Genomic DNA, 25,848 nt, shown 5'->3' with positions numbered 1-25,848 from the left:
CAGGGTCTGCTTGAGCAGGCCGATCAACTGCTCGCGCTCGACCTTCAGGCGCGAGTTGCCCGCTTCGTCCTTCAGGCCGATCTGGGCATTGGTGGTCGCGATGCCGCGGGTGATCAACAGTGGCGCTTCCAGGCGCCGGAGAATCTGGCTGGCCTGGGTCTGGGCCAGGGCGGTGAGGCGCTGCTCGATCACTGCATCGAACTGCTCCTGGGTCCGGCGTTCCACCAGGTCCTGGGTCCGGGCCCCGGAAATCACTGCATACAGCACCAGTGCCGCGACGATACTCAACACGATAGCGCCCGCCAGGGCGGCAACGGAAAACTGGATCGACTTGAACTTCATGGGAGCTCCGAACGCAGGGGAAGGTCGCCTTGCTCCGCTGTTATCGGCGCGAAACCACTAAATCATTAGGCGGTCTGAGAGAAATCTTTGCTTACGGTTGTGGCGCGATCACTGGCACCGTCCTAGGATACGGCCCATGTCAGAAGGGAGTTTTTTCATGCGTAGATTGATTGTTGTCGGTGCGTTGGGCGCTTCGATCCTGGCCGGTTGCCAGGCGGTGAACACCACCAGCGGCGGCGCGGTCGGGGTCGAGCGCAAGCAGTACATGTTCAGCATGCTGTCGACCGACCAGGTCAACCAGATGTACGCCCAGTCCTACCAACAGACCCTCGGCGAGGCGTCCGGCAAGGGTGTGCTGGACAAGACCAGCGCCAATGCCAAGCGGATCCAGGCCATCGCCGATCGCCTGATCGCCCAGGCGCCGAAATTCCGCCCGGATTCGGCGCAGTGGCAATGGGAGGTCAACCTGATTAAGAGCGACGAGCTCAACGCCAACTGCGGCCCTGGCGGCAAGATCATTTTCTACACCGGCCTGATCGACAAGCTGAAGCTGACCGACGATGAAATCGCCGCGGTGATGGGCCATGAAATCGCCCACGCCCTGCGCGAGCACGGGCGCGAAGCGATGTCCAAGGCCTATGGCATCCAGATGGCGCGTTCCGGCGCGGGAGCCTTGCTCGGCCTGGGTGAAGACAGCCTGCAACTGGCCGACACCGTCGTGCAGTACAGCCTGACCCTGCCCAACAGCCGCAGCAATGAAAACGAGGCCGATCTGATCGGCCTGGAGCTGGCGGCCCGTGCCGGCTACAACCCGAACGCCGCGATCACCCTGTGGAACAAGATGGCCCAGGCCTCGGGAGGCGAGGCACCGCCGGAGTTCATGAGCACCCACCCGGCCTCGGATAGCCGCATTGCCTCGTTGCAGGCGGCGATTCCGAAGGTGATGCCGCTGTACGAGCAGGCGAAAAAATAAATCTCCCAGCCTACTCTGCCCTTGTGGGAGCTGGCTTGCCAGCGATGAGGACGGCCCGGGCAATGATGTTGCCGGGTCGGGCCAAATCGCTGGCAAGCCAGCTCCCACAGGGTTTTGTGCAGCCCGTCAGATCGCCTCAGCCCACCCAGCCACTGGCCTGCATCGCCGAATACACGGCGATCAGCGCCAGCACCGCGAACGCGCTCGCCGCCAGTCGGCGGATCAGGGTCAACGGCAGTTTTTCCGCGGCGAAGTTGCCCGCCAATACCACCGGCACGTTGGCAATCAGCATGCCCAGGGTGGTGCCGATGATCACCATGATCAGATGCGGATACTGCGCCGCCAGCATCACCGTGGCGACCTGGGTCTTGTCGCCGATCTCGGCCAGGAAGAACGCGATCAGCGTGGTCAGGAACGGCCCGTAGCGCTTCGCGGTACTGGCTTCGTCATCGTCCATCTTGTCCGGAATCAGCGTCCAGGCGGCGGTTGCGAGGAAGCTCGCGGCCAGGATCCAGTGCAGGGTGACATTGCTGAAGAAGCTGCCCACCCAGGCCCCGACGGCACCGGCGGCGGCATGGTTGGCAAGGGTCGCGGCAACGATGCCGGCGATGATCGGCCAGGGCTTGCGGAAGCGCGCGGCGAGAATGAGGGCAAGCAGTTGCGTCTTGTCGCCGATTTCAGCGAGGGCAACGATTCCGGTGGGGACGAGCAGCGATTCCAGCATCAGGATTCCTACGGGGGCGGGTCGACACGGCTATGACACGTACGACCTCCCCGCCCCGGGTAAGGTGTGCGTGTCATAGGTCTTGTCAAACCCTGGATCCGTCTGGTGCGGATCGTGGGTCGTGCGCGCCATGGTCTGTGGACCAAGTATGTTGACGTCGCACCATGCGAGCAGGGCGCTCGCGGGAGACTACTCCCCTAGGACGGGGCGGATTCTGCCCGCGCCGATCGGTTTGTGCAAGCGCTGTTTCTCAGTTGCGCAATGCCCGGTAGATCTTGAAACCGTCGGCCTGGACCAGCGTCTCGCAGTTGCCCATGGCTGCTTCGATAAGCGGCGGGTAGCGCAGGAAACTGTTCGCCACCAGGCGCATTTCCCCACCTTTTTCCAGATGATCGGCAGATTTTTTCAGCAGGTTTTCCGAGGCCTGGTAATTGGTGTGGACGCCGGTATGGAACGGCGGATTGCTCAGGATCACATTCAACGAACGCGGGGCCGCGTCGATCCCGTCGCCACTGATGACGTCGCCCTCCAGCCCGTTGGCGGCCAGGGTCAGGCGGCTGCTGGCGACCGCGAAGGCATCGACGTCGAGCAGGGTGACCCGGCTCTGTGGATAACGCCGCTTGATGGTCGCGCCAAGCACCCCGGCACCGCAGCCGAAATCCAGCACATGGCCCGTCGGCAGGCCGTCCAGATGCTCCAGCAACAGGGCGGTGCCCCGGTCCAGGCGGCCATGGCTGAATACCCCCGGGAGGCTGACCACCTGCAACGTGCCATCGCTTAGCGGCAGCTCGAAGCGCAGGGCAAGGCTGTCCAGCGGTTGCGCCACCGGCGGGTTATCCACAGTTACCTGCCACAGCTGGCAGTGCCGGGCGCTGTCGAGCTTGCGTGGCTTGCCGAAGGCATGCAGTTGCTTCGCCGCGCCCTCGATGCCGCCGCGTTTCTCACCGACCAGGTACAAGGTGCGCCCGCCCAGGCGCGAGGCGAGGGCGTTGAGCAAATAGTTGGCGAGGTCCCGGGACTTGGGCAGGAACACTACGGCCGCCTCGAAGGCGACGTCCGGTACTTCCACCCCGTAATGGCTGCGCCCGGCGAAACGTGCATCGAGCAGTGCCTGGTCGCCCGCATGCCAGCTCCAGCCATGCGCCTGGGCAAAGCTGCCCAGCAGGCTGTCGGCGGGCAAGCCGGCGAGCAGCAGCGGGCCGGTGAACAGATCGGCCTGACGAAGCAACACTTCACTGCGCGGGTCCATGGACGGCGGCTCCTGAGAAAAAAGGGGGCGAATTCTAGCAGAAGCCGGCCTTTGTCAGCTGACCACGCGGCGCGGCGCTCCGGCGAGGAAGGCCCGGGCGTTCTCGGCCAGTTGACCGACGATGCGCTGGCGCGCTTCCACCGCGCCCCAGGCGCTGTGCGGAGTAACGATCAGGCGCGGGATATCGGTTGCCAGCAGCGGATTGCCGTTGACCGGCGGTTCCACCGTCAGCACATCGGTGGCCGCTCCGCCCAGGTGCCCGGAACGCAGGGCGTCGGCCAGGGCCTGTTCGTCGATCAACCCGCCGCGGGCGGTATTGACGACGAAAGCCCCCGGCTTGAGCAAGGCCAGTTGCGCGGCGCCGATCATGTTGCGCGTGTTGTCGTTGAGCGGGCAGTGCAGGGTCAGGGCATCCACCTGTGGAAGCAGTTCGTCGAGGCCCATGCGGTCATTGCGGGCCGGGCGGCCAGGCAGCTGGCCCATCAGCACGCGCATGCCGAAGGCCTCGGCCAGGCGCGCCACTGCCCCGCCCAGTTCGCCATGGCCGAGCAGGCCGAGGGTCTTGCCTTCCAGCTCGACGATGGGGAAGTCCAGCAGGCAGAACTGTTTGGCCTGGCTCCACTTGCCGTCGGCCACCGCGCGCTGGTAATCCGGCAGGCGGGTCGCCAGGGCCAGCAGCAGGGCCAGGGTGTGCTGGGCCACCGACGGCGTGCCGTAGCCCTGGCAATTGCTGACGACGATGCCGCGCGCGCGGGCGGCCTGCAGGTCGATATTGTTGGTGCCGGTGGCGGCCACCAGGATCAGCTTCAGTTCGGGGCAGGCCTGGATCACAGCGGCGTCCAGCACCACCTTGTTGCTGATCGCCACGCTGGCCCCTTGCAAGCGCTCCACCACCTGTTCCGGCGCGGTGGAGGCGTGCACGTCCAGGCGGCTGAAACTCTCGCGCAGGCCACTGAGGTCGAGATCGCCCAGGTCCAGCGAGCTGTGGTCGAGAAAGACGGCGTGGGTCATGGCGGGGCTCCTGGAAAATTCAGAGATGGAAACAGCTGTCGGGAATCTGCTGGAGACTAGCGTCGAAGGCATGCAGGTCGGCGAGCTGGCGTTGCAGTTGGTCGATCCGCTGCTGCACCTGTGCGCTCTTTGCCGCAATGGCCGCGCGGATGCTGTCGCGGCCGGTCTGGTCGTCGGCCATTAGAGCCTGCATCTCCCTGAGGGTAAAGCCGAGCTTTTGCGCGCATTTGACCAGCACCAGCAACTCGACGGTGTGCTGGTCATAGACCCGGTACTTGCCATGGCGTCGGGGTTCGGGCAGCAGGCCGATGCGTTCGTAATGGCGGATGGTCTTGACGGTGGTCGCGGACAGGCGGGCGGCTTCGCCGATATACATCGAAGATCCTTTTCAACGCTGGGCCAGGGCGTGGGTCTTCGCAAGCCAGGCCTGGCGCCGCTGGGGGGTGGACGAGAGAAGAGGGCCGAACGTTAACGTCTTTTCCGGGCGGATACCACAGAAGGCCAGCGTGGTGCGGCGCATCTGGTGCAGGCCGGGCATCGCGTATATCCAGCGGTAATACCAGGGTGGCGTGTCCATGGTCACCAGCAAATGGGCGTGGCGGCCGGCGAGCAGTTTTTCCGGGAAGGGTGATCCGGATTTGTAGCGGAAGGCAAAGCCCGGGAGCAGCACGCGGTCGAGAAAGCCCTTGAGCAAGGCCGGAATGCCGCCCCACCAGATGGGAAAGACCAGGACCAGGCGGCTGGCCAGGGTGATGGCCTGTTGCGCGTCGAGCAGGTCCGGCTCGAGGGGCTGGGGCTTGCGGTAGCCCTGGCGCAGGATGGGATCGAAGTCCAGTTCGCCGAGGCTGATCAGGCGCACTTCGTGGCCGGCCTGCAGGGCTGTGTCGCGGTACTGCCGGGCGAGAGCGGCGCAGAAGCTGTCGCGGGACGGGTGGCCGAGGAGAATGAGGATGCGTTGGGTCATGATGGGTTCCTGCTGGAAAGCAGGGCAGGATGGAGGCTGACCCATGGGGGAGAGTCAAATTTTGTAGTGACTTCACTGGCCTCATCGCTGGCAAGCCAGCTCCCACAGTGGAGCGGTGCACACGGACCCTGTGGGAGCTGGCTTGCCAGCGATGACGTCAGTGAAGTCACCCTTACCACCGATGTTGTAACAAGGTGTTAAGGTAAGCACCCTCTTCCTCACCAGGAGCCTCCGTTCGTGTACTGGGCAGAATTCCTCACCGTCGCACTCATCCACCTGCTCGCCGTGGCCAGCCCCGGTCCCGACTTTGCCGTGGTAGTGCGGGAAAGTGTTACCCACGGCCGCCGCGCCGGTACCTGGACCGCCTTTGGCGTCGGCACGGCGATCTTCCTGCATGTCGGCTATTCGCTGCTGGGCATCGGCCTGATCGTGTCGCAGTCGATCATGCTGTTCAATGCGCTGAAATGGGCCGCCGCGGCGTATCTGGTGTACATCGGGTTCAAGGCCTTGCGCGCCCGTCCGGCCGCCGCCGGCGAGGCGGTCCAGGTCTCCACGGTCGAGCGCACTCCACGGGCGGCCTGGATCGCCGGTTTCATGACCAATGGCCTCAACCCCAAGGCGACCCTGTTCTTCCTGTCCCTGTTTACCGTGGTCATCGACCCGCACACCCCGCTGCTGGTCCAGGCCGGTTATGGCGTCTACCTGGCCCTGGCCACCGGCCTCTGGTTCTGCCTGGTCGCGATGCTGTTCAGCCAGGCCCGTGTGCGCGCCACCTTCGCCCGCATGGGGCATTGGTTCGACCGTGCGATGGGGGCGGTGCTGATCGCCCTGGGAATCAGGATCGCCTTCAGCGAAATGCGCTGACCGAAGCGCCCGACGGCGTGCCCGTCGGGTCGGGAGGCGGCCAAATCATTCCTTTGGCTGATTTTGCCGCCGCAGCCCCGTTCTAGAGTAAGGACCCTGTGTCCAATGCCTCGTGCAACTCCAGAAAAGGGATTCCCATGTTGCAGACTCGTGTCATTGCCCCCGCCCAGGGTGCCTACCAGTTCCCGCTGCTGATCAAGCGCTTGCTGATGTCCGGCAGCCGCTACGAGAAAACCCGCGAGATCGTCTATCGCGATCAGCTGCGCTACAGCTACCCGACCCTCAACGAGCGCATCGCGCGCCTGGCCAACGTCCTCACCGAGGCCGGGGTCAAGGCCGGGGACACCGTGGCGGTGATGGACTGGGACAGCCATCGCTACCTGGAATGCATGTTCGCCATCCCCATGATCGGCGCGGTGGTACACACCATCAACGTGCGGCTGTCGCCCGAACAGATCCTCTACACCATGAACCACGCCGAAGACCGCTTCGTGCTGGTCAACAGCGATTTCGTCGGGCTCTACCAGGCCATCGCCGGGCAACTGACCACGGTGCAAAACACCCTGCTGCTGACCGACGGCGAGGAGAAAACCGCCGAACTGCCCAACCTGGTGGGCGAGTACGAGCAACTGCTGGCCGCCGCCAGCCCTCACTACGATTTCCCGGATTTCGACGAGAATTCCGTCGCCACCACCTTCTACACCACCGGCACCACCGGCAACCCCAAGGGGGTGTACTTCACCCATCGGCAACTGGTCCTGCACACCATGGGCGTGGCCACTGTTACCGGCAGCATCGACAGCGTGCGCCTGCTCGGCACCGACGACGTGTACATGCCGATCACCCCGATGTTCCACGTGCATGCCTGGGGCATTCCCTACGTCGCCACCATGCTCGGGCTCAAGCAGGTGTATCCCGGGCGCTACGAGCCGGACATGCTGGTCCGGCTATGGCGCGAGGAGAAAGTCAGCTTCTCCCACTGCGTGCCGACCATCCTGCAGATGCTGCTGCACTGCAAGACCGCGCAGAACGAAGACTTCGGCGGCTGGAAGATCATTATCGGCGGCAGCGCGCTGAACCGTGCCCTGTACGAAGCGGCGAAGGCCCGTGGCATCCAGCTGACGGCGGCCTACGGCATGTCGGAAACCTGCCCGCTGATTTCCTGCGCCCACCTCAACGAAGAGCTGCTTGCCGGCAGCGAGGACGAGCGCATCACCTACCGGATCAAGGCCGGCGTGCCGGTACCCTTGGTCGAAGCGGCGATCATCGATGGCGACGGCAACTTCCTGCCCGCCGATGGCGAGTCCCAGGGCGAACTTGTATTGCGGGCGCCGTGGCTGACCATGGGCTACTTCCGCGAGCCGGAGAAGAGCGAGGAACTGTGGGCCGGTGGCTGGCTGCATACCGGTGACGTCGCCACCCTCGACGCCATGGGCGTGATCGATATCCGCGACCGCATCAAGGACGTGATCAAGACCGGTGGCGAGTGGATCTCGTCACTGGACCTGGAAGACCTGATCAGCCGCCATGCCGCAGTGCGCGAGGTGGCAGTGGTGGGCGTTGCCGATCCGCAGTGGGGCGAGCGCCCGTTCGCCCTGCTGGTGGTGCACGAAGGGGCCAGCATCGACGCCCGGGTCTTGAAGGAGCACCTCAAGCCGTTCGTCGAGCTGGGGCATATCAACAAGTGGGCGATCCCCAGCCAGATCGCCGTTGTTACCGAAATTCCCAAGACCAGCGTCGGCAAGCTGGACAAGAAGCGCATCCGCGTCGACATCATCGAATGGCAGGCCAGCAACAGCGCATTTCTTTCCACCCTCTGAGCCGCTCCGGCTCGCGCCCTGGCCGGCGCGAGCCGTGTTGCAGACGCTTCGCGGCCTTGTGAAATGAAAAATATCAGCCATTCTTTGCCCGGCCAGTCCTCGTGTCGTCCGCTCTGGCAGCAGCACGGGCGAGGGTGATGTGCAAATCACACTTTAGAGGGATCAAGCACTACTACCTGCTGGCTATAGTCGGGTCAGGGGATTTTGAGGAATGGGGACCGCGCAACTGCGCAACCGACACGCCCTGCCAACTGGCGACCGATCGGCCTCGTTTCTTTGAAGGACTCACTGCCATAAAAATAAAGTACATGGAGTAGCGTCGATGACATCAGTAAATCTGTTCTGGCGCCGGGCAAAACTGCCCCTGGCCGTCAGCCTCGCTTCTACGCTTGCAAGCCCTGCATTCGCGGTCAGTTTCAACATCGGGGAGATCGAGGGCAGCTTCGACTCGTCGCTGTCGGTCGGCGCCAGCTGGTCCACGCAAAGCCCGAACAAGAACCTGATCGGGGTGAACAACGGCGGCAAGGGTCTGTCCCAGACCTCCGACGACGGTCACCTGAACTTCAAGCGCGGTGAAACCTTCTCGAAGATCTTCAAGGGTATCCATGACCTGGAGCTGAAATACGGCGACACCGGTGTCTTCGTGCGCGGCAAGTACTGGTATGACTTCGAGCTGAAGGACGAGCACCGCGAGTTCAAGGACATCAGCGACTCCAACCGCAAGGAGGGGGCACAGTCCTCCGGCGGGCAGATTCTCGACGCATTCGTCTATCACAACTACTCCATTGCCGATCAGCCGGGCTCGGTACGTTTGGGCAAGCAGGTGGTGAGCTGGGGTGAAAGTACCTTCATCGGCAGCGGCATCAACGCCATCAACCCGATCGACGTGGCCGCGTTCCGTCGCCCGGGTTCCGAGATCAAGGAAGGCCTGATCCCGGTCAACATGTTCTATTTCTCCCAGAGCCTGACCGACAACCTCTCGGCCGAGGCCTTCTACCAGCTCGAATGGGACCAGACCGTAGTGGACAACTGCGGCACCTTCTTCTCGCAGCCGGACGTGATTGCCGATGGTTGCTCCGACAACCTGCGCGTACTGTCCAGCAGTCGTGCCCTGTCGGCACCCGTGCAGGCGCTGTTGCGCAGCCGGGGCATCGATGTCAACGAAGAAGGGGTGAAAGTCGCCCGCGGACCTGACCGCGACGCACGCGACAGCGGGCAGTTCGGTGTGGCGTTGCGCTACATGTTCGAGCCGTTGAACACCGAGTTCGGCCTGTACGCCATGAACTATCACAGCCGGGCGCCGATCTTCAGTGCAACCGGCGCGCCGCAGGCGGCCTACACGGCAGCGGCAGCATCGGGGGCCCTGGCTCCGGTCATCGTCGCCGGCAACTCGAAGTACTTCGTCGAGTACCCGGAAGACATCCGTCTCTACGGCCTGAGCTTCTCCACCACGCTGCCCACCGGTACCGCCTGGAGCGGCGAGATCAGCTACCGTCCCAATGCTCCGGTACAGCTGAACACCACCGACATCCTGTATGCCGGCGTCACCGCCTTGCCACCGGCATTCGGCCTGAGCAACGCATCCCTGCTCAAGGGCCAACCGGGCCAGGACCTGCACGGTTACCGCCGCAAGGAAGTGACCCAGTTGCAAACCACCTTCACGCACTTCTTCGACCAGGTGATGGGCGCCAGCCGCCTGACGCTGGTGGGTGAAGTCGGCATGACCGTGGTGGGTGGCCTGGAAAGCAGCGACAAGGTGCGTTACGGCCGTGACCCGGTCTTCGGCCCAGGCCCTCTGCCAGCCACCGCGGGCCGCAATACCTGCGCGGTGCTCAACACCAACACCATCGCCGGTGCCGCCAACGGAGCGTCCACGGCCAACCTTACGCGCAACTGCGAAGACGACGGCTATACCACCCGTACTTCCTGGGGCTACCGCGGCCGTGCGATCTGGGACTACCCGGACGTGTTCGCAGGCGTGAACCTCAAGCCGAGCGTGGCCTGGTCCCACGACGTCGACGGCTACTCGCCTGGCCCTGGCGGCAACTTCGAGGAAGGTCGCAAGGCGATCAGCCTCGGCCTGGATGCCGACTACCTCAACACCTACAACGTCAGCCTGTCGTACACCAACTTCTTCGACGGCAAGTACAGCACCGTGGATGACCGCGACTTCGTCGCCCTCAGCTTCGGCGTGAACTTCTAAGCGCATTTTCCAGGAAGAAGCACATGACCATGAAAAGCACCAAGACTTTGCTGAAAGCCGGCGTACTGGGCCTGTCCCTGCTGGCGAGCAGCGTGATGGCCGCAGTTTCCGCCGACGAAGCCGCCAAGCTGGGCACTACCCTGACTCCGATGGGTGCGGAAAAGGCCGGTAACGCCGATGGCTCCATCGGCCCGTGGGAGCCGCTGTCGAAAACCGCCGGCAGCGCCGATGCCCGGGGCTTCCTGTCCGATCCTTACGGTACCGACAAGCCGCTGTTCACCATCACTGCGCAGAACGTCGAGCAGTACAAGGACAAGCTGGCTCCTGGGCAGATCGCCATGCTCAAGCGCTATCCAGACACCTTCAAGATCCCGGTATACAAGACCCACCGCGGCGCCACCGTACCGGACGACGTCTTTGCCGCGATCAAGAAGAACGCCACCGCGACCACCCTGGTCGAAGGCGGCAACGGCCTGAACAACTTCCAGGTCGCCGTGCCGTTCCCGATTCCGAAAAGCGGTGTGGAAGTCATCTGGAACCACATCACCCGCTATCGCGGTGGCAGCGTGTCCCGCCTGGTAACCCAGGCCACGCCGCAGCAGAACGGCAGCTACAGTCTGGTGTACTTCGCTGACCAGTTCGTTTTCCGCGACCGGATGAAGGACTTCGATCCGGCCAACCCGGGCAACGTGCTGTTCTACTTCAAGCAGGAAGTGACCGCCCCGGCACGTCTGGCCGGTACCGTGCTGCTGGTCCACGAGACCCTCGACCAGGTCAAGGAACCGCGCAAGGCGTGGATCTACAACGCCGGCCAGCGTCGTGTACGCCAGGCACCGCAAGTGTCGTACGACGGCCCGGGTACCGCCGCCGATGGTCTGCGCACCTCCGACAACCTCGACATGTTCAACGGCGCGCCGGATCGCTACGACTGGAAACTGGAAGGCAAGAAGGAGATGTACATCGCCTCCAACGCCTACAAGCTGGACTCGCCGACCCTCAAGTACGCCGACATCATCAAGCCGGGCCATATCAACCAGGACCTGACCCGCTACGAGCTGCGCCGTGTCTGGCACGTGGTCGCCACCCTGAAGCCGGGCCAGCGGCACATCTACGCCAAGCGTGACTTCTACATCGACGAGGACACCTGGCAAGCTGCGGTGATCGACCAGTATGACGGCCGTGGCCAGCTGTGGCGTGTGTCCGAGGCCCATGCCCAGGACTATTACAACGTCCAGGTCCCGTGGTACACCCTGGAGGCCATCTACGACCTGCAATCGGGCCGTTACCTGGCACTGGGCATGAAGAACGAAGAGAAGAAAGCCTACGACTTCGGCTTCACCGCCTCCAAGGCTGACTTCCAGCCGGCGGCACTGCGTCAGAGCGGTATTCGTTAAGTTTCACCTACTCCGTGTGATCCCCCAGAACGCCCCGGCTTGCCGGGGCGTTTTGATTTGTGTGGGGCTCTCGGGCCTCATCGCTGGCAAGCCAGCTCCCACAGGACCTGTGGGAGCTGGCTTGCCAGCGATGAGGCCATCAGCAACACCCTCGATCCTCCCTGCAAGGCAATCATCCCTTGCCCCCCATCAATGTCATTCCTGTTGCTTCTTGTTGTAGTCTTTTTTGGCTTACCTGCTGCAATCGCCTTCAAATGTGCCGGGTAAACCGCTAGTCTCCGGCAATCCCTGTCGCCGAGACTTCCAACAAACGAGCCGGCCATGACCGATCTGTCCAGCACGCAAGGATTCCCCGGCCAGACCGTATCTGCGCTGGAGGGGCGTTTCTACCGGCCGCCGCTGCCTGAAGGGCATGTGCCGCGGGCACGCCTGTGCCAGCGACTGCAGGCCGGCCTTGGCGGCCGCCTGTTGTTGGTCAATGCGCCGGCCGGCTTCGGTAAAAGCTCCCTCGCGGTGGAGTTCTGCCAAAGCCTGCCCACGCAGTGGCGCAGCCTGTGGCTGGGCCTGAGCAAGCGCGATGCCGATCCCGGCCGTTTCCTCGAGCGCCTGCTCGAAGGCCTTCAGCAGCACTGCCCGAGCCTGGGCGCCCAGGCGCTCGGCCTGCTGAAGATGCGTCAGCGGCATCAGCCCTTCGCCTTCGAAGAGTGGCTCGACGGGCTGCTGGACGAACTGGCCGTCCATCTGCAAAACGCTGCGCCGATCCTGCTGGTCCTCGACGACTATCACCTGGCGCAGGGCCCCGTGCTCGATCGCTGCCTGCAGTTTTTCCTCAATCACTTGCCGCCGGGCCTGGTCCTGCTGGTCACCAGTCGCCTGCGTCCGGACTGGCACCTGGCACGCCTGCGCCTGTCGCGCCAGTTGCTGGAACTGACCGAGCAGGACCTGCGCCTGACCCCCGACGAATCCTTCGCCGTGCTCGGCCAGCATCCAACCCTGCTGCGCGGCCAGGCCCTGGACAACCTGGTGCAGCGCAGCGACGGCTGGGTCGCCGGCCTGCGTTTCTGGCTGCTGGCGGCCAACGAGTCGGGGACCGACAACCATCTGCCCCAGGCGCTGCACGGCGGCGAAGGGCTGATCCGCGATTACCTGCTGGAAGAAGTCATCGACTGCCTGCCACCCGAGGTCCAGGCCTTCCTCAACGACACCGCCTGCCAGGACCGTTTCTGCGCCGACCTTTGCGACGCCCTGCGGGAAAGCCATGACAGCAGCGAGATCCTGCGTTTCCTGCAGTCGCACCAGGTGTTCCTGGTGCCGCTGGACGAGCATGGCTACTGGTTCCGCTATCACCATCTGTTCTCCGACCTGCTGCGCACCCGCCAGGCCAGCCTGCCGCTGTCGAGCCTGCACCTGCGCGCCTGCCGCTGGTTCCACAGCCAGGGCCTGCTCGACGAAGCGGTGGAACAGGCCCTGCGGGCCGGGCACCTGGACGTGGCCGCCAACCTGGTGCAGAACCTTTCCGAAGAGCAACTGCTGGCCGAGCAGAACGTGGGCATGCTCCTGCGCTGGAAGATGGACCTGCCCGACAGCCTGCTCATCAGCACCCCGCGGCTGATCGTCCTGTACAGTTGGGCCCTGGGCCTGGCCTGCCAACTGGATGCCGCCGAAGAGCTGGCCAGCCACCTGAGTCGTTTCCTTCCGGCGCCGTCGGCCACGGCGCAGAAATCCATGCTCGCCCAATGGCTGGCCCTGAGCGGGATCATCGCCCGCGGTCGCGGTGACCGCGAGCGCACGCGGTCCTACTGCGAGCAGGCCCTGCAGAGTCTGCCGCACAAGCGCTACGGGCAGCGCCTGATGTGCCTGTCGACATTGTCCAATCTGGCCATCGCCGAAGCCGATTTCTGGCGTGCCCGCGGCTGGAACCGCGAAGCCCTGGAGCTGGCGCAACGGGTCGGCAACCCGCTGTTCGAAGCGCTGGCCCATTACGACCGCGCTCGCGTCCTGCATGCGCGGGGCGAAGTACTGCGGGCAATGGACGAGGTGAGCCAGGGCCTGCAGCGGCTGCGTGGCCTTTCTTCCCAGCGGTTGTACGCGGTGCGTGCGCGGTTGATGCTCTACGAAGGCTACCTGCTGATCGGACGCCTGCAGCCGGAGGCCGGTCGCAGCCGCCTGCGCGCCGGGCTGATCGAGGCCCGGGCCTGTCGCGACATCAGCGTGCTCATCGGCCATTGCGCCCTGGCGACCCTCGATGGTCGCGAAGGGCGCTTCGCCGAGGCCTTCGCCGAACTGGCCGAGGCCGAACGGTTGATGCACATCTGGGACGTGCCGCCGATCTTCTACCTGGCGATGATCACCCTGGTGAAATGCGAGCTGTGGCTGGCTCAAGGGCGCAACGATCTCGCCGAGTCCTGGTTGCTGCGCCTGAGCCAGACCTATGGCGGCCAGCAAGCCGCAGCGGCGCCGGAATTCCACCCGCTGTTGCCGTTGCATATCGAGTTACAGCAGGCCTTGCTCGAACAGGCCCAGGGCCGGAGCGCCCAGGCCGGGCAGCGGTTGCAGGCCCTGGTCAATCGTGGGCAGGCCAGTGGCGGGCAACTGCTTTGCGTGACCGCTTTGTGCCAGCAGGTCGGCCTGTTGTTGGCACAGGGCGATCAGGTGGAGGCGCGCGAGCGCTTGCTGCAGGCATTCGAAGCAGCGCGGGGCGGGGCGTTGCAACCCTTCCAGCGCCTGCTTGCCGGGCATCCGCAGTGGCTGCGCGAGCAGCTTCAGGCCCAGCCGGCGGGGCCGGTCCAGGCCAGCCTGCTGGGATTGCTGCCCAACCAGGAAAGCGCCGGAGCCGACACCCTGAGCGCGCGCGAAAGGTCGGTCCTCAAGTTGATTGCCCAGGGTTGTTCCAACCAGGAAATCAGCGAGCAACTGTTCATCTCGCTGCATACGGTGAAAACCCATGCCAGCCATATCAACAGCAAGCTCGGAGTCGAACGGCGCACCCAGGCCGTGGCCCGGGCCAAGGCGCTGGGGCTTTTGTAACGGGGTTATACTCGTACTTTTGTGGTGGCCCAATCGCTGGCAAGCCAGCTCCCACAGGTACAGCGCTGCTCGTAAGAACAGTGCTAACCCTGTGGGAGCTGGCTTGCCAGCGATTGGGCCATCAGCAACACCACAAGCCCTCAAGGAAGTGTTACCCGCCTGATCTGGCGCAGGTCTTGCTTGTATCGGATATCCGACCCGGAGCCGCCGATGAGCACAATAAAAACCGCCCCGACCTCGAACCCGCGTCTTGCCAGGGAACGCCTGTCCATCGAGGGCCGCTTGCCCGACGGTTTTCTTCGGGCCGAAATCGATGCCTCCTGGCGTCGCAGCCTCGGTCATGGGGTTACCGGTAACGCCGGGCAGGAAGTCGCCCTGACTTCGGCCGCCAGCCTCGACCTGCTGCTGGCCAACAACCGCCCGCTGCTGGACGCCGCTACCGCCGAACTGGACTATCTCGGCGCACGGCAGGGCCAGGACAGCCTGGTGATCCTCGCCAACGCCGACGCCACCATCCTCACCATCCAGGGCGAGTCCGCCGTGCTCAAGCAGCGCGGCCTCGGCGATATCGCACCCGGCACCTGCTGGAGCGAGGCGGCCCGCGGTACCAATGCCCTGGGCACCGCGCTGGTGGAAGCGCGCACGGTACAGATCGATTGCGGCGAGCATTTCCTCGAGCGCCTCAGCGACTTTTCCTGCACCTCGGTGCCCATCCATTGCCCGCAAGGGGAATTACTGGGCGTGCTCGACCTGACCCGCCAAGGCCCCCTCGGCCGCTTGCCGGATCGCACCGCGCTACTGGCCCTGGCGGTGATGCAGATCGAGAGCCGCCTGTTCATGAACAGCTTCCCGGAGCAGATCGTCCTGGCGTTCCACAATCGCCGGCAGTACCTCGATTCCTGCTGGCAGGGCCTGCTTGCGGTCAGCCTCGACGGACGTATCCTTGCCGTCAGCAACCAGGCCTGCCAATTGCTGCGCAGCGACCGCGCCGGCCTGGTCGGACAACGCTGCGACAGCCTGTTGGGCCTGCGCATCGAGCAGTGGCTGGCGCGCCTGCAGCAGGGGCAGTGCGACAGTGTCGAAACCGCCAAGGGCGCGTTCCACTACAAGACCCTGCACGTGCCGCAGCGCCCGCTGGCGCTGTCGGTACCGGCGACGGCCCGGCGCAATGCCCCGGCATCCACCACGCCGTCCCTGGAAGTTCTTGGCGCTGGCAACGCTCGCTTCGCCCGCGCCCTGCGCATGGCCTGCCAGGGCCTGGCCAACGATCTGCCGGTGGTGCTGCTGGGCGAGACCGGCAGCGGCAAGGAAGTGGTCGCCCGCGCCCTGCATCAGGAAAGCGCCCGTGTCGGCAAGCCCTTCATCGCGGTGAACTGCGCGGCGATTCCCGAGGGACTGATCGAGTCGGAACTGTTCGGTTACCGCGAAGGCGCCTTCACCGGCTCGCGCCGTGGCGGGATGGTCGGGCGCCTGCAACAGGCCCATGGCGGCACCCTGTTCCTCGATGAGGTCGGCGATATGCCCCTGGCCCTTCAGGCCCGACTGCTGCGGGTGTTGCAGGAGCGCAAGGTGGCGCCGCTGGGCGCGGCCCAGGAGCAGGATCTTGACATCGCCCTGATCTGCGCCACCCACCGCGATCTCAAGCGCCAGGTCCAGGACCAGCATTTCCGCGAAGACCTCTACTACCGCATCAACGGCATCAGCGTGAATTTGCCGGCGCTGCGCGAGCGCGACGACCTGCCGGCGTTGATCGACAGCCTGCTGTCCCGCCTCGGTGGGCAGGGCGTGCGCCTGTCCGACGAGCTGGCGCAGTTGCTCCACGGCTATCACTGGCCGGGCAATATCCGGCAACTGGAAATGAGCCTGCGCCTGCTGCTGGCCATGCGCGAGGCGGGTGAACAGGTGCTCGGCCTCGATCATGTCCCCGACAACCTGCTCGACGAACTGCGCGGCGGCGAACGACCTGCCAGGCACGAGAGCCTGCGCGATAACCAGCTCGAGCTGATCCGCCAGGCCCTCGATCGTCACCACGGCAACGCCACAGCCGCTGCGACTGCGCTGGGTATCAGCCGCGCCACGCTGTATCGCAAGCTCAAGCAGATGAATCCGTGATGCAACGCCTGCTCAGCCGTCTGATCGACCATCAGGACCGGCCCGCCCTGCAGGATGCACTCCACTGGCTATATGGATTCATTCGCCCCCACCGCCTGGCGATCCTTGGCCTGCTGGGCCTGTCGATGTGTGCCACGGCCGTGGTGCTGGTGCAGCCCTGGCTGACCAAGCTGCTGATCGACGACGGCCTGCTGGCGAAGGATTTCCCGAAGCTGGTGCTGATCGCCGGGGCGATGATCCTCGCCGGTATCCTCGGCACCCTGTTGTCAGGGCTCAACCGCTACCTGCATACCCGCCTCTCGGGGCGCATCCTGTTTGCCCTGCGCGATGAGCTGTATCGCCATCTGCAGCGTCTCTCGCCAGGCTTCTTCGCCCAGCGCCGCCTGGGCGACCTGATGTCGCGGCTGGATGGCGATGTGGCGGAGATCCAGCGCTTTGCCGTGGACTCGCTGTTTTCCGCCGTGTCCAGCGTGCTTGGACTGGTCTGTGCCCTGGGCATGCTGCTGATGCTGTCGTGGAAACTGTCGCTGCTGGCCTTGCTCCTGATTCCGCTGGACGTGCTCTGGCTGCGCTGGATGCGGCGCAAGGTCGAGCGCGAGGTACGGCAGTTGCGCGAGTGCTCGGCGGACGTCTCGTCGTTCCTGGTGGAGACCCTGCCGGCGATGAAGTTCATCCAGTCCGCCGGCCAGCAGCAGCGTGAGGCGCGACGGCTCGATGGCCTGGGCCAGGGCTACATGAGCCAACTGCTGCGCCTGCAGGTCACCGAGTTCTTCACCCAGGCCGTTCCCGGAACGTTGACCTCGCTGTCCCGGGCCTGCGCGTTCCTGGTGGGCGGTTACTGGGTGGTACAGGGCACCTGGCAACTGGGCGCGCTGATTGCCTTTTCGACGTACCTGGGAATGGCGGTCGGCCCCGTGCAGAGCCTGCTTGGGCTGTATGTAGCGATGCAACGCATGAGCGTCAGTCTCGGCCGGGTCATGGAGTTGCGCGGGGTGCTGCCGGAAGTGGAAAGCCCTGCCCAGGCCTGCCCGGTGCCCGGCCGTGGAGACCTGAAATTGCGCGGAGTGTGCTTCGCCCATCCGGGGCGGCCGCCACTGTTGCAGGACGTCGCGATCGATATTCCCCATGGCTGCAAGGTGGCCTTGAGCGGCATGTCCGGTGCCGGCAAATCGACCCTGATCGACCTGTTGCAACGCTTCCATGATCCCCAGTCCGGCCGGATCCTGCTGGGCGGCACGGACCTGAGAGATTTCGATCTGCATGACCTGCGTCGGTGCGTGGCGGTGGTCAGCCAGGATATCGTGCTGTTCCGCGGCAGCCTGGCCGACAACATCGCCTACAGTGTTCCGCATGCCAGTCGTGAAGCCGTTGCCGAGGTGGCCCGGCTGGCGCGACTGGACAGCCTGGTCGCCAGCTTGCCGCAGGGCCTGGACAGCCCGCTGGGCGAGCGCGGGCAACAGCTTTCCGGTGGTCAGAAACAACGTATCGCCATTGCCCGGGCATTGCTCCAGAATCCCCTGCTGCTGGTACTGGACGAAGCCACCTCACAAGTCGATGAAGACACGGAGCGCGAAGTGATAGCCGCAATAGACCAACTCTTTTCTGACCGCACACGGATCCTGGTCAGCCATCGCCCCTCGACCCTGGCCAATGCCGATCTGCACCTGGTCCTGCACGACGGCCAGTTGCGCGCACGGGAGGCCGGGCATGTCTGAGGTGCGCATTGGCGTGGTGGACAGCGGCGCGCCCCTGGCGCGGGTGGCCGAGTCGCGGCGCTTCCAGCTGGCGGCTGTCGGCGTCAGCGAGCAGCCGGTTCGCGACGATGCCTTGGGCCATGGCAGCGCGGTGGTCGAATTGATCGCTGCCGGGGCTGGCGACATGCCGATCCATGTCGCCCAGGTCTTCGACGAGCGCGGTGTTACCAGTGCCTTGCAGGTCGCTGCCGGAATCGAATGGCTGGTGATGCGCGGTGTGCGCCTGATCAATCTCAGCCTTGGCCTGCGCGAGGACCGCCCGGCCCTGCGCGAGGCCTGCGAGGCGGCGCAGGATGCCGGCGTGCTGATCTGCGCTTCGACGCCTGCGCAGGGGGCGCCGGTCTATCCCGCTGCCTATCCCGGCGTGCTGCGCATTACCGGCGATGCCCGTTGCCAGCGCGACGAGTGGAGCTGGCTGGACACGCCCCAGGCGGATTTCGGCGCCTGCGTGCGGGCCAAGGAAAGCCCGCTGTCCGGCGCCAGTTTCGGTTGTGCGGCGCTCACCGGGCATATCGCCGCCTTCCTGCGTGACCAGCCCCATGCAACCAATGCCCTGGTCATGGCCTGGCTGCTGCACAACGCTCATTACCGTGGTCGTGAATATCGAGGACGTGCTTGAAATCCATTGTCGTATTAGGTGCCGGCCCGGCGGGCGCGGCGGTTGCCCTTGGTCTCAAGCGGCTTGGCCATGATGTCAGCGTGGTCAGTGAATGGCGGCGTTTTGCGGCGCTCGAGGGCGTCTCGCAAAGAGTGCTGGAGGCGTTGCGTGGCGTCGGTCTGACTCAGGCGCTGGCGGTGGCGGGCGAGCCGTCGCGGCGCCATTCGCGGTGGAACAGCGAGGCGCAGAACCGCAATGTCGAATTCCTGCTGGATCGTCCGCGCTTCGATCAGGGGTTGCGGGACGACTTGCATGCCGCTGGTATCGCCGTGATCGAAGCGCGGGTGCTGGGTGTCCGGCAGGAGGCGGGGCGCAGCCTGATCGAGCTTGAGGGTGCGCCTTCGCTGGTCGCTGATTTTCATGTCGAAGCCCGTGGCCGCCAGGCCCCGCAGCACGACAGATCTCATGGGCGTGCCGCCCGTGGCCCGGAGACCCTGAGCCTGCTCAATCGCTGGCAAGGCCCGCCCGGCAAAAGCGCCAGTGCGGTGGAAAGCCAGCCTGATGGGTGGATGTGGATGGCCCGGCAGGCGGATGGCCGGTGCTACTGGCAATGGACCCTGGATGTCAGTGCCACGCCGTTGCCGGAGAAGGCGGTGCTGCTGGATTTCTGTCGAGAGCGGCGCTGGGAATCTGTGTTGGCCCGGGCGTTCTTCGACAACGACCAGGAGCAGGATCTTGAGCTGCATGCCCGCAGCAGTACGGCGATCCTCACGCCCGTGTGTGGCGGGGAGAACTGGTTGCGGGTGGGGGATGCGGCAATGGCGGTGGATCCGCTGTCGGGCAACGGCATCTTCCAGTCGCTGTCCTCGGCGCTGCAGGCGCCGACGGTGATCAACACCCTGCTGGTTCATCCCGAGCGGCGTGAGCTGGCGTTGCGGTTCCATCAGCAACGGGTCGAGCACCTGTTCTGGCGCTTCGCCCGGCTGGGGCGGGATTTCTATCTGGAGGAACGGCGCTGGGCGCAGGAGCCGTTCTGGCAGGTGCGTCGGCAATGGCCGGATGGCGAGCCGGTGCATGCCGAGGCGTGTTTCGATGACCTGCGGGTCGAGCAGGCGCCGGTGTTGCGGGATGGGTTTGTCGATCTTGCCCAGGTAGTGATCAGCCCGGACCAGCCGTTGGGGATCTGGCATTTGAATGGGGTGGAGCTGGCGCCGTTGGTGAGTCGCTTGCACAGCGAGCCGGCAGACCAGGTATTGGCCCATCTGAGCCCGGAACAACAGCGATACCTGCGCAGCTGGCTCCTGAGCCAGGGCTACCGCCCCTGAGAGCACCCCGCCCCCTGTGGGAGCTGGCTTGCCAGCGATGAGGCCGGCAAGGGCAATGATGTTGCCAGGTCGGGCCTGATCGCTGGCAAGCCAGCTCCCACAGGTCCGTGTCCGCTTGAATGGATCAGGTACCAGACCACCCTCGCATGTGATGATCAGCCCCGATCAGCCACCGGGCATCTGGTACCTGAATTTGCTTAAAGCTTGATCAATACCGACTTGAGCTCGGTGTAATGCTCGATCGCCGCGGCGCCCATCTCGCGGCCGACGCCGGACATCTTGTAGCCGCCAAACGGCAGCGCCGGGTCCAGGGCGCTGTGGCAGTTGACCCAGACCGAGCCCGACTTGATTCGCGGAATCATGCGGTGCACCGCGCCCAGGTCGTTCGACCAGATACTCGCCCCCAGCCCATAGGGACTATCGTTCGCCAACTGCAGCGCCTCGGCCTCGTCATCGAACGGCATGGCCACCAGCACCGGCCCGAAGATTTCCTCCTGTACCAGTGGGTGCTTCTGGTCCACATCGACGATCACCGTCGGCTTGACGAAATACCCCGGGCCGAACTGCTCGCCGCCACAGGCAATGGTGGCGCCGCTGCTACGCCCTTGCTCGATGTAGTCGAACACGCGTTTCTGCTGGCGCGCGGAAATCAGCGGGCCCATCTGCACGCTCGGATCAAGGCCGTTGCCCAGTTTCATGCCGTTGGCGATCCCGGCGATGTCCGCGACTACATTGTCGAAGTGCTTGCGGTGTACATACAGGCGCGAGCCGGCGCAGCACACCTGGCCCTGGTTGAAGAAGATCGCCGTGGCGGCGCCGGCGGCAGCGCTGGCGAGGTCGGCGTCGGGCATGACGATGGTCGGCGATTTGCCGCCCAGTTCCAGGGTGACCCGGGTCATGTTGTCCATGGCGATGCGGCCGATGTGCTGGCCGACGGCGGTCGAGCCGGTGAAGGTCAGCTTGTCCACGCGCGGGTCGCGGGTCAGGGCATCGCCGGCAATGGCCCCGGTGCCGGTGACCACGTTGAACACCCCGGCCGGGTATCCCGCTTCCAGCACCAGTTCGGCCAGTTTCAGGGCGCTGAGCGGGGTTTCGTCGGCCGGCTTGAGGACTACGGTGCAGCCGGTGGCCAAGGCCGGGCCAAGCTTCCAGCATGCCAGCAGAAGCGGGAAGTTCCAGGCGACGATGGCGCCCACCACGCCTACCGCTTCACGCCGCACGAAGCCGTGGAATTCATCGTTCGGCATCAGTGGCATGGAGACATCGACCGTATGCCCCTCGACCTTGGTTGCCCAGCCGGCCATGTAGCGCAGGAAGTCGATGGACAACTGCACGTCCATGGCCCGTGCCACCACCGCGCTCTTGCCATTGTTCAAGCATTCGAGCTGGGCGAGGATCTCTGCGTCGCGCTCCATCAGGTCGGCCAGCTTCCACAGCAGGTTCTGCCGTTCGCGGGGGCGGCTACGGCTCCAGGCCGAATCGTCGAAGGCCTGGCGCGCCGCACCCACCGCCCTGGCCACGTCGGCCGCGGTCGCTGCCGGCACCTGGCACAGCACGTCACCGTTGGCCGGGTTGCGCAAGGTCAGGCGTTCGCCGTTCGCGGCCTCGGCCCAATCGGCGCCGATCAGCATGGTGGGCGCGCGCCGGACGAAAGCCTCGACGGCCGGGTGCAAAGGGGCAGTGGTGGACATGGCAAACCTCGTTCTTGTGAGTGATTGCCAGGGCCATCGCAACCGCTGTGCCAAGCCTGCCGATGTCGGCGCCAGCCCACGCAATCCAAGGCCGGATCACTGGCGCGGCAACGTCATGTCTGATGCCGGCAGTCGCAAAATGCGACAGCGGGCGAGACAGTCCCAGCGCTGTGAGACAGCTGTCTCACGTCGTCTCGTTCGTCGCGAAAAGTAGCGCAGGGCTCGCCTACCGCGGCCTGCAAGCCGCGTAGAACGGCGCTTCCGGCTCTTGGCACACAATGTGTATCGCCCCCCTCAAGCGGCTCTTCGGTGCGCGCTCTGCCGCTGTACGGCCGACGGAAGAGACCTATAAGAAGTGTACGAACAATAAGAAGAACCCCGTGGAGGTCAGTCATCGATGAAGAGAACACTCAGGTTCGCCAGCGCCGGTGGCCTGCTGGCAGTGGCCGTCGGCCTTGCCGTGCAGCCGCAGGTCAGTGAGGCCCGCGAGGGCAAGCAGATTCTTATGGAGACCTGCCAGGGCTGCCACCTTCCCGAAGGTAACGACGCCCTGAGCCGCATCAGCCACCAGCGCAAAACGCCGGAAGGCTGGCTGATGACCATCGGCCGCATGCAGACCATGCACCAGTTGCAGATCAGCGACGAAGACCGTCGCACCCTGGTCAAGTACCTCGCCGACACCCAGGGCCTCGCACCCAGCGAGACCGACGGCGTGCGCTACGCCCTCGAGCGTCGGTTGAACACCGTCGAGAACATCGAGGAACCCACCCAGCAGATGTGTGCCCGCTGCCACTCCGGCGCGCGGATCGCCCTGCAGCGGCGACCGGCCCAGGAATGGGAGCGTCTGGTGCATTTCCACCTCGGCCAGTGGCCGTCGCTGGAGTACCAGGCACTGTCCCGCGACCGCGACTGGTTCGAGCTGGCGAAGAAGGACATGGTCCCGCTGCTGGCGCAGAAGTATCCCTTCGACAGCAAGGCCTGGAGCGACTGGCAGAAGTCCATGCCGAAGTCCGCGTCCTTGGCCGGCGACTGGAGCTTCAGCGGCCATCTGCCGGGCAGGGGGGAGCTGAACGGGGTGATGAAGGTCACCGCCGAGGACGGCGATCGCTTCAAGGTCAGCCTCGACGGGCAGTACGCCGACGGCAAGCCGTTCAAGGGCGAGGGCTCGGCGGTGCTGTACAGCGGCTATGAATGGCGCGGCACGGTGACCGTCGACGGCGTGAGCATGCGCCAGGTGCTCGCCGCCAACAACGGCCAGCTCAGCGGCCGCATGTTCGACAAGGCCCATGACGAACGCGGCCTCGATTTCACCGCCGCGCAGCAGGGCAGTGCGCGTTTGCTGGCGGTACAGCCGGGCTATGTGAAGGCCGGCAGCGAAAGCGAGCTGACCCTGGTCGGCAGCGGCCTGAGCGGTACGCCGTCGTTCGGCAAAGGCGTTGAAGTGGTCGAGGTACTGGACAACACGCCGCAGCGTATCCGCGTGAAGGTGAAGGCCGCCGCCGATGCCGCCAGCGGTTTGCAGGAGGTATCCGTCGGCACGCTCGGCGGCCAGCAACTGGCCGTGTATCGCGAGATCGCCGAAGTGAAGGTGGTGCCGGCCTTCTCGGTAGCCCGGGTAGGCGACAACGGCGGCTCGACGCCGAAGGTGCAGGGGCGCTTCGATGCCGAGGCCTGGGGCCAGGGCGCCGATGGCAAGGCCTACCGCATCGGTGTGTTCCCGGCCAAATGGAGGGTCGAGCCGTTCGATGAGCGTGCCCGCGAGGACGAGGACGTCAGGTTCGCCGGCGTGATGCAGGCCGATACCGGCGTGTTCACCCCGGGTGATGCCGGGCCGAACCCGGCGCGCAAGATGTCCACCAACAACGCCGGCAACCTCAAGGTGATCGCTGCAGTGGACGATGCCGGCACCGCGCGTACCGGCGAGGGCCAGATGATCGTGACCATCCAGCGCTGGAACAACCCGCCTATCCCTTGATGAGCGGATCGACCGGACCACATTCGAGTTTTCGAGGAGGTTGTGATGGGTGCCATCCTGAATCTGGTAGAACGCAATCTGCATGAAGTGCGGGTCGACGATGCCCGCATGCTGTTCCATATCCCCAGCAGCTCGCTGTTCGCCAGCGATGCCCTGACCGGGGAAATCATCGACAGCCTGCGCGGCGCCGGCTGTTCCAGCGAAGCGCTGGTGCAGCGCCTGGCCGAGCGCTTCGATGGTGATGAAGTCAACGAGGTGCTGCGCGAGCTGATCGCCCTGGAGCTGGTCAGCGATGGCTCGCCGCTGACCCCGGAAATTTCCGCCAGGCGGGTCGAGCGCACGGCGCTGAACACCGTGGTGCTCAACGTCAACACCGGCTGCAACCTGAGCTGCACCTATTGCTACAAGGAAGACCTGGACAAACCGTCGGCCGGCAAGCGCATGGACGTCGAGACCGCCGTGGCCTCGGTGGAAATGCTGCTCAAGGAGTCGCCGGACGAGCCGGTTTATACCGTGGTGTTCTTCGGCGGCGAGCCGCTGAGCAACCGCAAGCTGATCGAGTACATGGTCGACTACTGCGAGCGGCGTTTCGCCGAGGCGGGTAAGCGCGTGGAGTTCGTCATGACCACCAACGCCACCCTGCTCACCGAGGAGATCGTCGACTACCTCAATGCCCACCGCTTCGGTTTGTCGGTGAGCATCGACGGGCCGAAGACCGTGCACGACCGCAACCGCATCACCGTGGGCGGGCAGGGCACCTATGACGTGGTGCGGCGCAAGGCCGACATGCTGCTGTCGCGCTACGACAGCCGTCCGGTAGGCGCGCGGGTGACCCTGACCACCGGGGTCACCGATATCGAGACCATCTGGAATCACCTGTTCAACGAAATGGGTTTCGCCGAGGTGGGCTTCGCGCCGGTGACATCCGGCGATATCAGTGCCTACAACCTCACCGGTGAGGAGCTGGTGCAAGTCTTCGCCAACATGAAGGCCCTCGGTCGGCGCTATCTGGAGGCGGCGCTGGAGCATCGCAATATCGGCTTCTCCAACCTGCACCAGTTGCTCACCGATATCCACGAGGGCCACAAGAAGGCGCTGCCGTGCGGCGCCGGCTTGAAGATGCTGGCGGTGGACCACAAGGGCGAGCTGAACCTCTGCCACCGTTTCACCGGCTCCAGCCTGCCGACCTTCGGCAACGTGCACAGCGGGGTGAAGCAGGTCGAGCTCAACGACTTCCTGTCACAGCGCCTGGACCGCACAAACACCGGTTGCGACAGCTGCCGCATCCGCAACCTGTGTTCCGGCGGCTGCTACCACGAGAGTTATGCCCGCTATGGCGACCCGACTCATCCGACCTATCACTACTGCGAACTGATGCGCGACTGGGTGGACTTCGGCATCGAAGTCTACAGCCGGATCATGGCCGAGAACCCGGCCTTCATCACTCGCTACATCACTGCGCGCAAGGTGCACTGACATGAAACATCTCAAGCCGATCAACAACAAAGCCCTCAAGCTGGACCAGGCCGCCGAGGAGAACCGCATCGAGGAAGTGGTGGCGATGAACTCGGTCGCCGGCTGCGCCTCGACCACCGACCCGGGCTGGGAAATCGACGCCTTTGGTGGTGTCTCGTCGCTGTGCCAGCCGATGGAGTCGGACCTGTATGGCTGCTCCGACCCTTGCTGGTGGCCGGCCCAGGTGCCGGACATGATGAGCACCTTCCCCGACTGGAACAAGGACGCGCAGTCCTCCGGTGATGGCTGGCGCAACCTCGGGACCGTGTTCCCGGACGACAAATGAGCCCCCAGGCGAACAAGAAGA

General features: G+C 64.9%; 19 protein-coding genes. 13 read left to right on the top strand and 6 right to left on the bottom strand.

Going from position 1 to position 25,848, the window contains the following annotated elements:
- The first annotated feature begins 499 nt into the window (after positions 1-499).
- Positions 500-1,315: a M48 family metallopeptidase gene (locus CSV86_RS21105; RefSeq protein ID WP_037062075.1), complete on the top strand. Its 816-nt coding sequence runs from the start codon at positions 500-502 to the stop codon at positions 1,313-1,315.
- Positions 1,316-1,451: 136 nt separating this feature from the next.
- On the opposite strand, the gene CSV86_RS21100 is transcribed toward CSV86_RS21105, so the two are convergent.
- The 5 genes from CSV86_RS21100 to CSV86_RS21080 all read right to left on the bottom strand — a co-directional run bounded on the left by CSV86_RS21100 (position 1,452) and on the right by CSV86_RS21080 (position 5,263).
- Positions 1,452-2,036, bottom strand: a complete 585-nt coding sequence (locus CSV86_RS21100) for a TMEM165/GDT1 family protein (protein WP_170395132.1) — start codon at positions 2,034-2,036, stop codon at positions 1,452-1,454.
- A 253-nt stretch (positions 2,037-2,289) separates the two neighbouring features.
- Positions 2,290-3,288: a methyltransferase gene (locus tag CSV86_RS21095; protein ID WP_009405892.1), complete on the bottom strand. Its 999-nt coding sequence runs from the start codon at positions 3,286-3,288 to the stop codon at positions 2,290-2,292.
- A gap of 54 nt (positions 3,289-3,342) precedes the next feature.
- The gene (locus tag CSV86_RS21090) at positions 3,343-4,299 is read right to left on the bottom strand and encodes a 2-hydroxyacid dehydrogenase (RefSeq protein ID WP_009405890.1); all 957 of its coding nucleotides are present in this window, start codon (positions 4,297-4,299) and stop codon (positions 3,343-3,345) included.
- 19 nt (positions 4,300-4,318) lie between these two features.
- A complete protein-coding gene (locus tag CSV86_RS21085) occupies positions 4,319-4,675 on the bottom strand; it encodes a MerR family transcriptional regulator (RefSeq protein ID WP_009405888.1) in 357 nt (118 codons plus the stop codon).
- Between the two features lie 12 nt (positions 4,676-4,687).
- Positions 4,688-5,263 carry an NAD(P)H-dependent oxidoreductase gene (locus CSV86_RS21080; protein WP_009405886.1) on the bottom strand — a complete coding sequence of 192 codons (576 nt, stop codon included), beginning with the start codon at positions 5,261-5,263 and terminating at the stop codon, positions 4,688-4,690.
- Between the two features lie 237 nt (positions 5,264-5,500).
- On the opposite strand from CSV86_RS21080, the gene CSV86_RS21075 reads away from it, so the two are divergent.
- The 9 genes from CSV86_RS21075 (at position 5,501) to qhpG (ending at position 20,360) form a co-directional block, all read left to right on the top strand.
- Positions 5,501-6,127 carry a LysE family translocator gene (locus CSV86_RS21075; RefSeq protein WP_009405884.1) on the top strand — a complete coding sequence of 209 codons (627 nt, stop codon included), beginning with the start codon at positions 5,501-5,503 and terminating at the stop codon, positions 6,125-6,127.
- A gap of 137 nt (positions 6,128-6,264) precedes the next feature.
- The gene (locus tag CSV86_RS21070) at positions 6,265-7,947 is read left to right on the top strand and encodes a fatty acid--CoA ligase (RefSeq protein ID WP_009405882.1); all 1,683 of its coding nucleotides are present in this window, start codon (positions 6,265-6,267) and stop codon (positions 7,945-7,947) included.
- Between the two features lie 322 nt (positions 7,948-8,269).
- Complete coding sequence (locus tag CSV86_RS21065) at positions 8,270-10,150, top strand: DUF1302 domain-containing protein (RefSeq protein WP_009405880.1); 1,881 nt, start codon at positions 8,270-8,272, stop codon at positions 10,148-10,150.
- 29 nt (positions 10,151-10,179) lie between these two features.
- Positions 10,180-11,544 carry a DUF1329 domain-containing protein gene (locus CSV86_RS21060; RefSeq protein ID WP_037062082.1) on the top strand — a complete coding sequence of 455 codons (1,365 nt, stop codon included), beginning with the start codon at positions 10,180-10,182 and terminating at the stop codon, positions 11,542-11,544.
- A gap of 321 nt (positions 11,545-11,865) precedes the next feature.
- The gene (locus tag CSV86_RS21055) at positions 11,866-14,571 is read left to right on the top strand and encodes a helix-turn-helix transcriptional regulator (protein ID WP_009405876.1); all 2,706 of its coding nucleotides are present in this window, start codon (positions 11,866-11,868) and stop codon (positions 14,569-14,571) included.
- Positions 14,572-14,781: 210 nt separating this feature from the next.
- The gene (locus tag CSV86_RS21050; protein WP_009405874.1) at positions 14,782-16,683 is read left to right on the top strand and encodes a sigma-54-dependent Fis family transcriptional regulator; all 1,902 of its coding nucleotides are present in this window, start codon (positions 14,782-14,784) and stop codon (positions 16,681-16,683) included.
- Entirely contained in the window at positions 16,683-18,398 is a 1,716-nt protein-coding gene (locus CSV86_RS21045) for an ABC transporter ATP-binding protein (protein WP_009405872.1), read from the top strand. Before CSV86_RS21050 ends, CSV86_RS21045 begins: the two co-directional genes overlap by 1 nt.
- The gene (gene qhpE / locus CSV86_RS21040; RefSeq protein ID WP_009405870.1) at positions 18,391-19,056 is read left to right on the top strand and encodes a subtilisin-like serine protease QhpE; all 666 of its coding nucleotides are present in this window, start codon (positions 18,391-18,393) and stop codon (positions 19,054-19,056) included. Before CSV86_RS21045 ends, qhpE begins: the two co-directional genes overlap by 8 nt.
- Positions 19,053-20,360, top strand: coding sequence for a flavin-dependent monooxygenase QhpG (qhpG, locus tag CSV86_RS21035; protein WP_009405868.1), 1,308 nt, complete (start codon positions 19,053-19,055; stop codon positions 20,358-20,360). The genes qhpE and qhpG overlap by 4 nt, the downstream gene beginning before the upstream one ends.
- Before the next feature lie 197 nt (positions 20,361-20,557).
- On the opposite strand, the gene CSV86_RS21030 is transcribed toward qhpG, so the two are convergent.
- Positions 20,558-22,051 carry an aldehyde dehydrogenase family protein gene (locus tag CSV86_RS21030; RefSeq protein ID WP_009405866.1) on the bottom strand — a complete coding sequence of 498 codons (1,494 nt, stop codon included), beginning with the start codon at positions 22,049-22,051 and terminating at the stop codon, positions 20,558-20,560.
- Between the two features lie 397 nt (positions 22,052-22,448).
- Here CSV86_RS21030 and peaA point away from each other — a divergent pair, with 397 nt between their 5' ends.
- Genes peaA through qhpC form a run of 3 tightly spaced genes read left to right on the top strand, consistent with a single transcriptional unit; the run spans position 22,449 to position 25,827 of the window.
- A complete protein-coding gene (gene peaA, locus CSV86_RS21025) occupies positions 22,449-24,026 on the top strand; it encodes a quinohemoprotein amine dehydrogenase subunit alpha (RefSeq protein WP_009405864.1) in 1,578 nt (525 codons plus the stop codon).
- Positions 24,027-24,071: 45 nt separating this feature from the next.
- Positions 24,072-25,502 (top strand): quinohemoprotein amine dehydrogenase maturation protein, encoded by a 1,431-nt coding sequence (gene peaB, locus CSV86_RS21020; protein ID WP_009405862.1) that lies wholly within the window; start codon positions 24,072-24,074, stop codon positions 25,500-25,502.
- A gap of 1 nt (position 25,503) precedes the next feature.
- Positions 25,504-25,827: a quinohemoprotein amine dehydrogenase subunit gamma gene (qhpC, locus tag CSV86_RS21015; RefSeq protein WP_009405860.1), complete on the top strand. Its 324-nt coding sequence runs from the start codon at positions 25,504-25,506 to the stop codon at positions 25,825-25,827.
- The last annotated feature ends 21 nt before the right edge of the window (positions 25,828-25,848 follow it).

Origin of the sequence: Pseudomonas bharatica CSV86 (assembly GCF_000319305.2) — a bacterium.
Taxonomy (GTDB): Bacteria; Pseudomonadota; Gammaproteobacteria; order Pseudomonadales; family Pseudomonadaceae; genus Aquipseudomonas; species Aquipseudomonas bharatica.
Note: the sequence above shows the minus strand (reverse complement) of the source record. Positions and strands in the feature narration are given on the sequence as shown.

Excerpts from the sequence above, each read along its gene's own strand:
- CSV86_RS21050 (WP_009405874.1), top strand. The coding sequence starts at position 14,782 with ATGAGCACAATAAAAACCGCCCCGACCTCGAACCCGCGTCTTGCCAGG.
- qhpE (WP_009405870.1), top strand. The coding sequence starts at position 18,391 with ATGTCTGAGGTGCGCATTGGCGTGGTGGACAGCGGCGCGCCCCTGGCG.
- CSV86_RS21105 (WP_037062075.1), top strand. The coding sequence starts at position 500 with ATGCGTAGATTGATTGTTGTCGGTGCGTTGGGCGCTTCGATCCTGGCC.
- peaA (WP_009405864.1), top strand. The coding sequence starts at position 22,449 with ATGAAGAGAACACTCAGGTTCGCCAGCGCCGGTGGCCTGCTGGCAGTG.
- peaB (WP_009405862.1), top strand. The coding sequence starts at position 24,072 with ATGGGTGCCATCCTGAATCTGGTAGAACGCAATCTGCATGAAGTGCGG.
- qhpC (WP_009405860.1), top strand. The coding sequence starts at position 25,504 with ATGAAACATCTCAAGCCGATCAACAACAAAGCCCTCAAGCTGGACCAG.
- CSV86_RS21055 (WP_009405876.1), top strand. The coding sequence starts at position 11,866 with ATGACCGATCTGTCCAGCACGCAAGGATTCCCCGGCCAGACCGTATCT.
- CSV86_RS21095 (WP_009405892.1), bottom strand. The coding sequence starts at position 3,288 with ATGGACCCGCGCAGTGAAGTGTTGCTTCGTCAGGCCGATCTGTTCACC.
- CSV86_RS21070 (WP_009405882.1), top strand. The coding sequence starts at position 6,265 with ATGTTGCAGACTCGTGTCATTGCCCCCGCCCAGGGTGCCTACCAGTTC.
- CSV86_RS21045 (WP_009405872.1), top strand. The coding sequence starts at position 16,683 with ATGCAACGCCTGCTCAGCCGTCTGATCGACCATCAGGACCGGCCCGCC.
- CSV86_RS21085 (WP_009405888.1), bottom strand. The coding sequence starts at position 4,675 with ATGTATATCGGCGAAGCCGCCCGCCTGTCCGCGACCACCGTCAAGACC.
- CSV86_RS21060 (WP_037062082.1), top strand. The coding sequence starts at position 10,180 with ATGAAAAGCACCAAGACTTTGCTGAAAGCCGGCGTACTGGGCCTGTCC.
- CSV86_RS21065 (WP_009405880.1), top strand. The coding sequence starts at position 8,270 with ATGACATCAGTAAATCTGTTCTGGCGCCGGGCAAAACTGCCCCTGGCC.
- CSV86_RS21090 (WP_009405890.1), bottom strand. The coding sequence starts at position 4,299 with ATGACCCACGCCGTCTTTCTCGACCACAGCTCGCTGGACCTGGGCGAT.
- CSV86_RS21080 (WP_009405886.1), bottom strand. The coding sequence starts at position 5,263 with ATGACCCAACGCATCCTCATTCTCCTCGGCCACCCGTCCCGCGACAGC.
- CSV86_RS21030 (WP_009405866.1), bottom strand. The coding sequence starts at position 22,051 with ATGTCCACCACTGCCCCTTTGCACCCGGCCGTCGAGGCTTTCGTCCGG.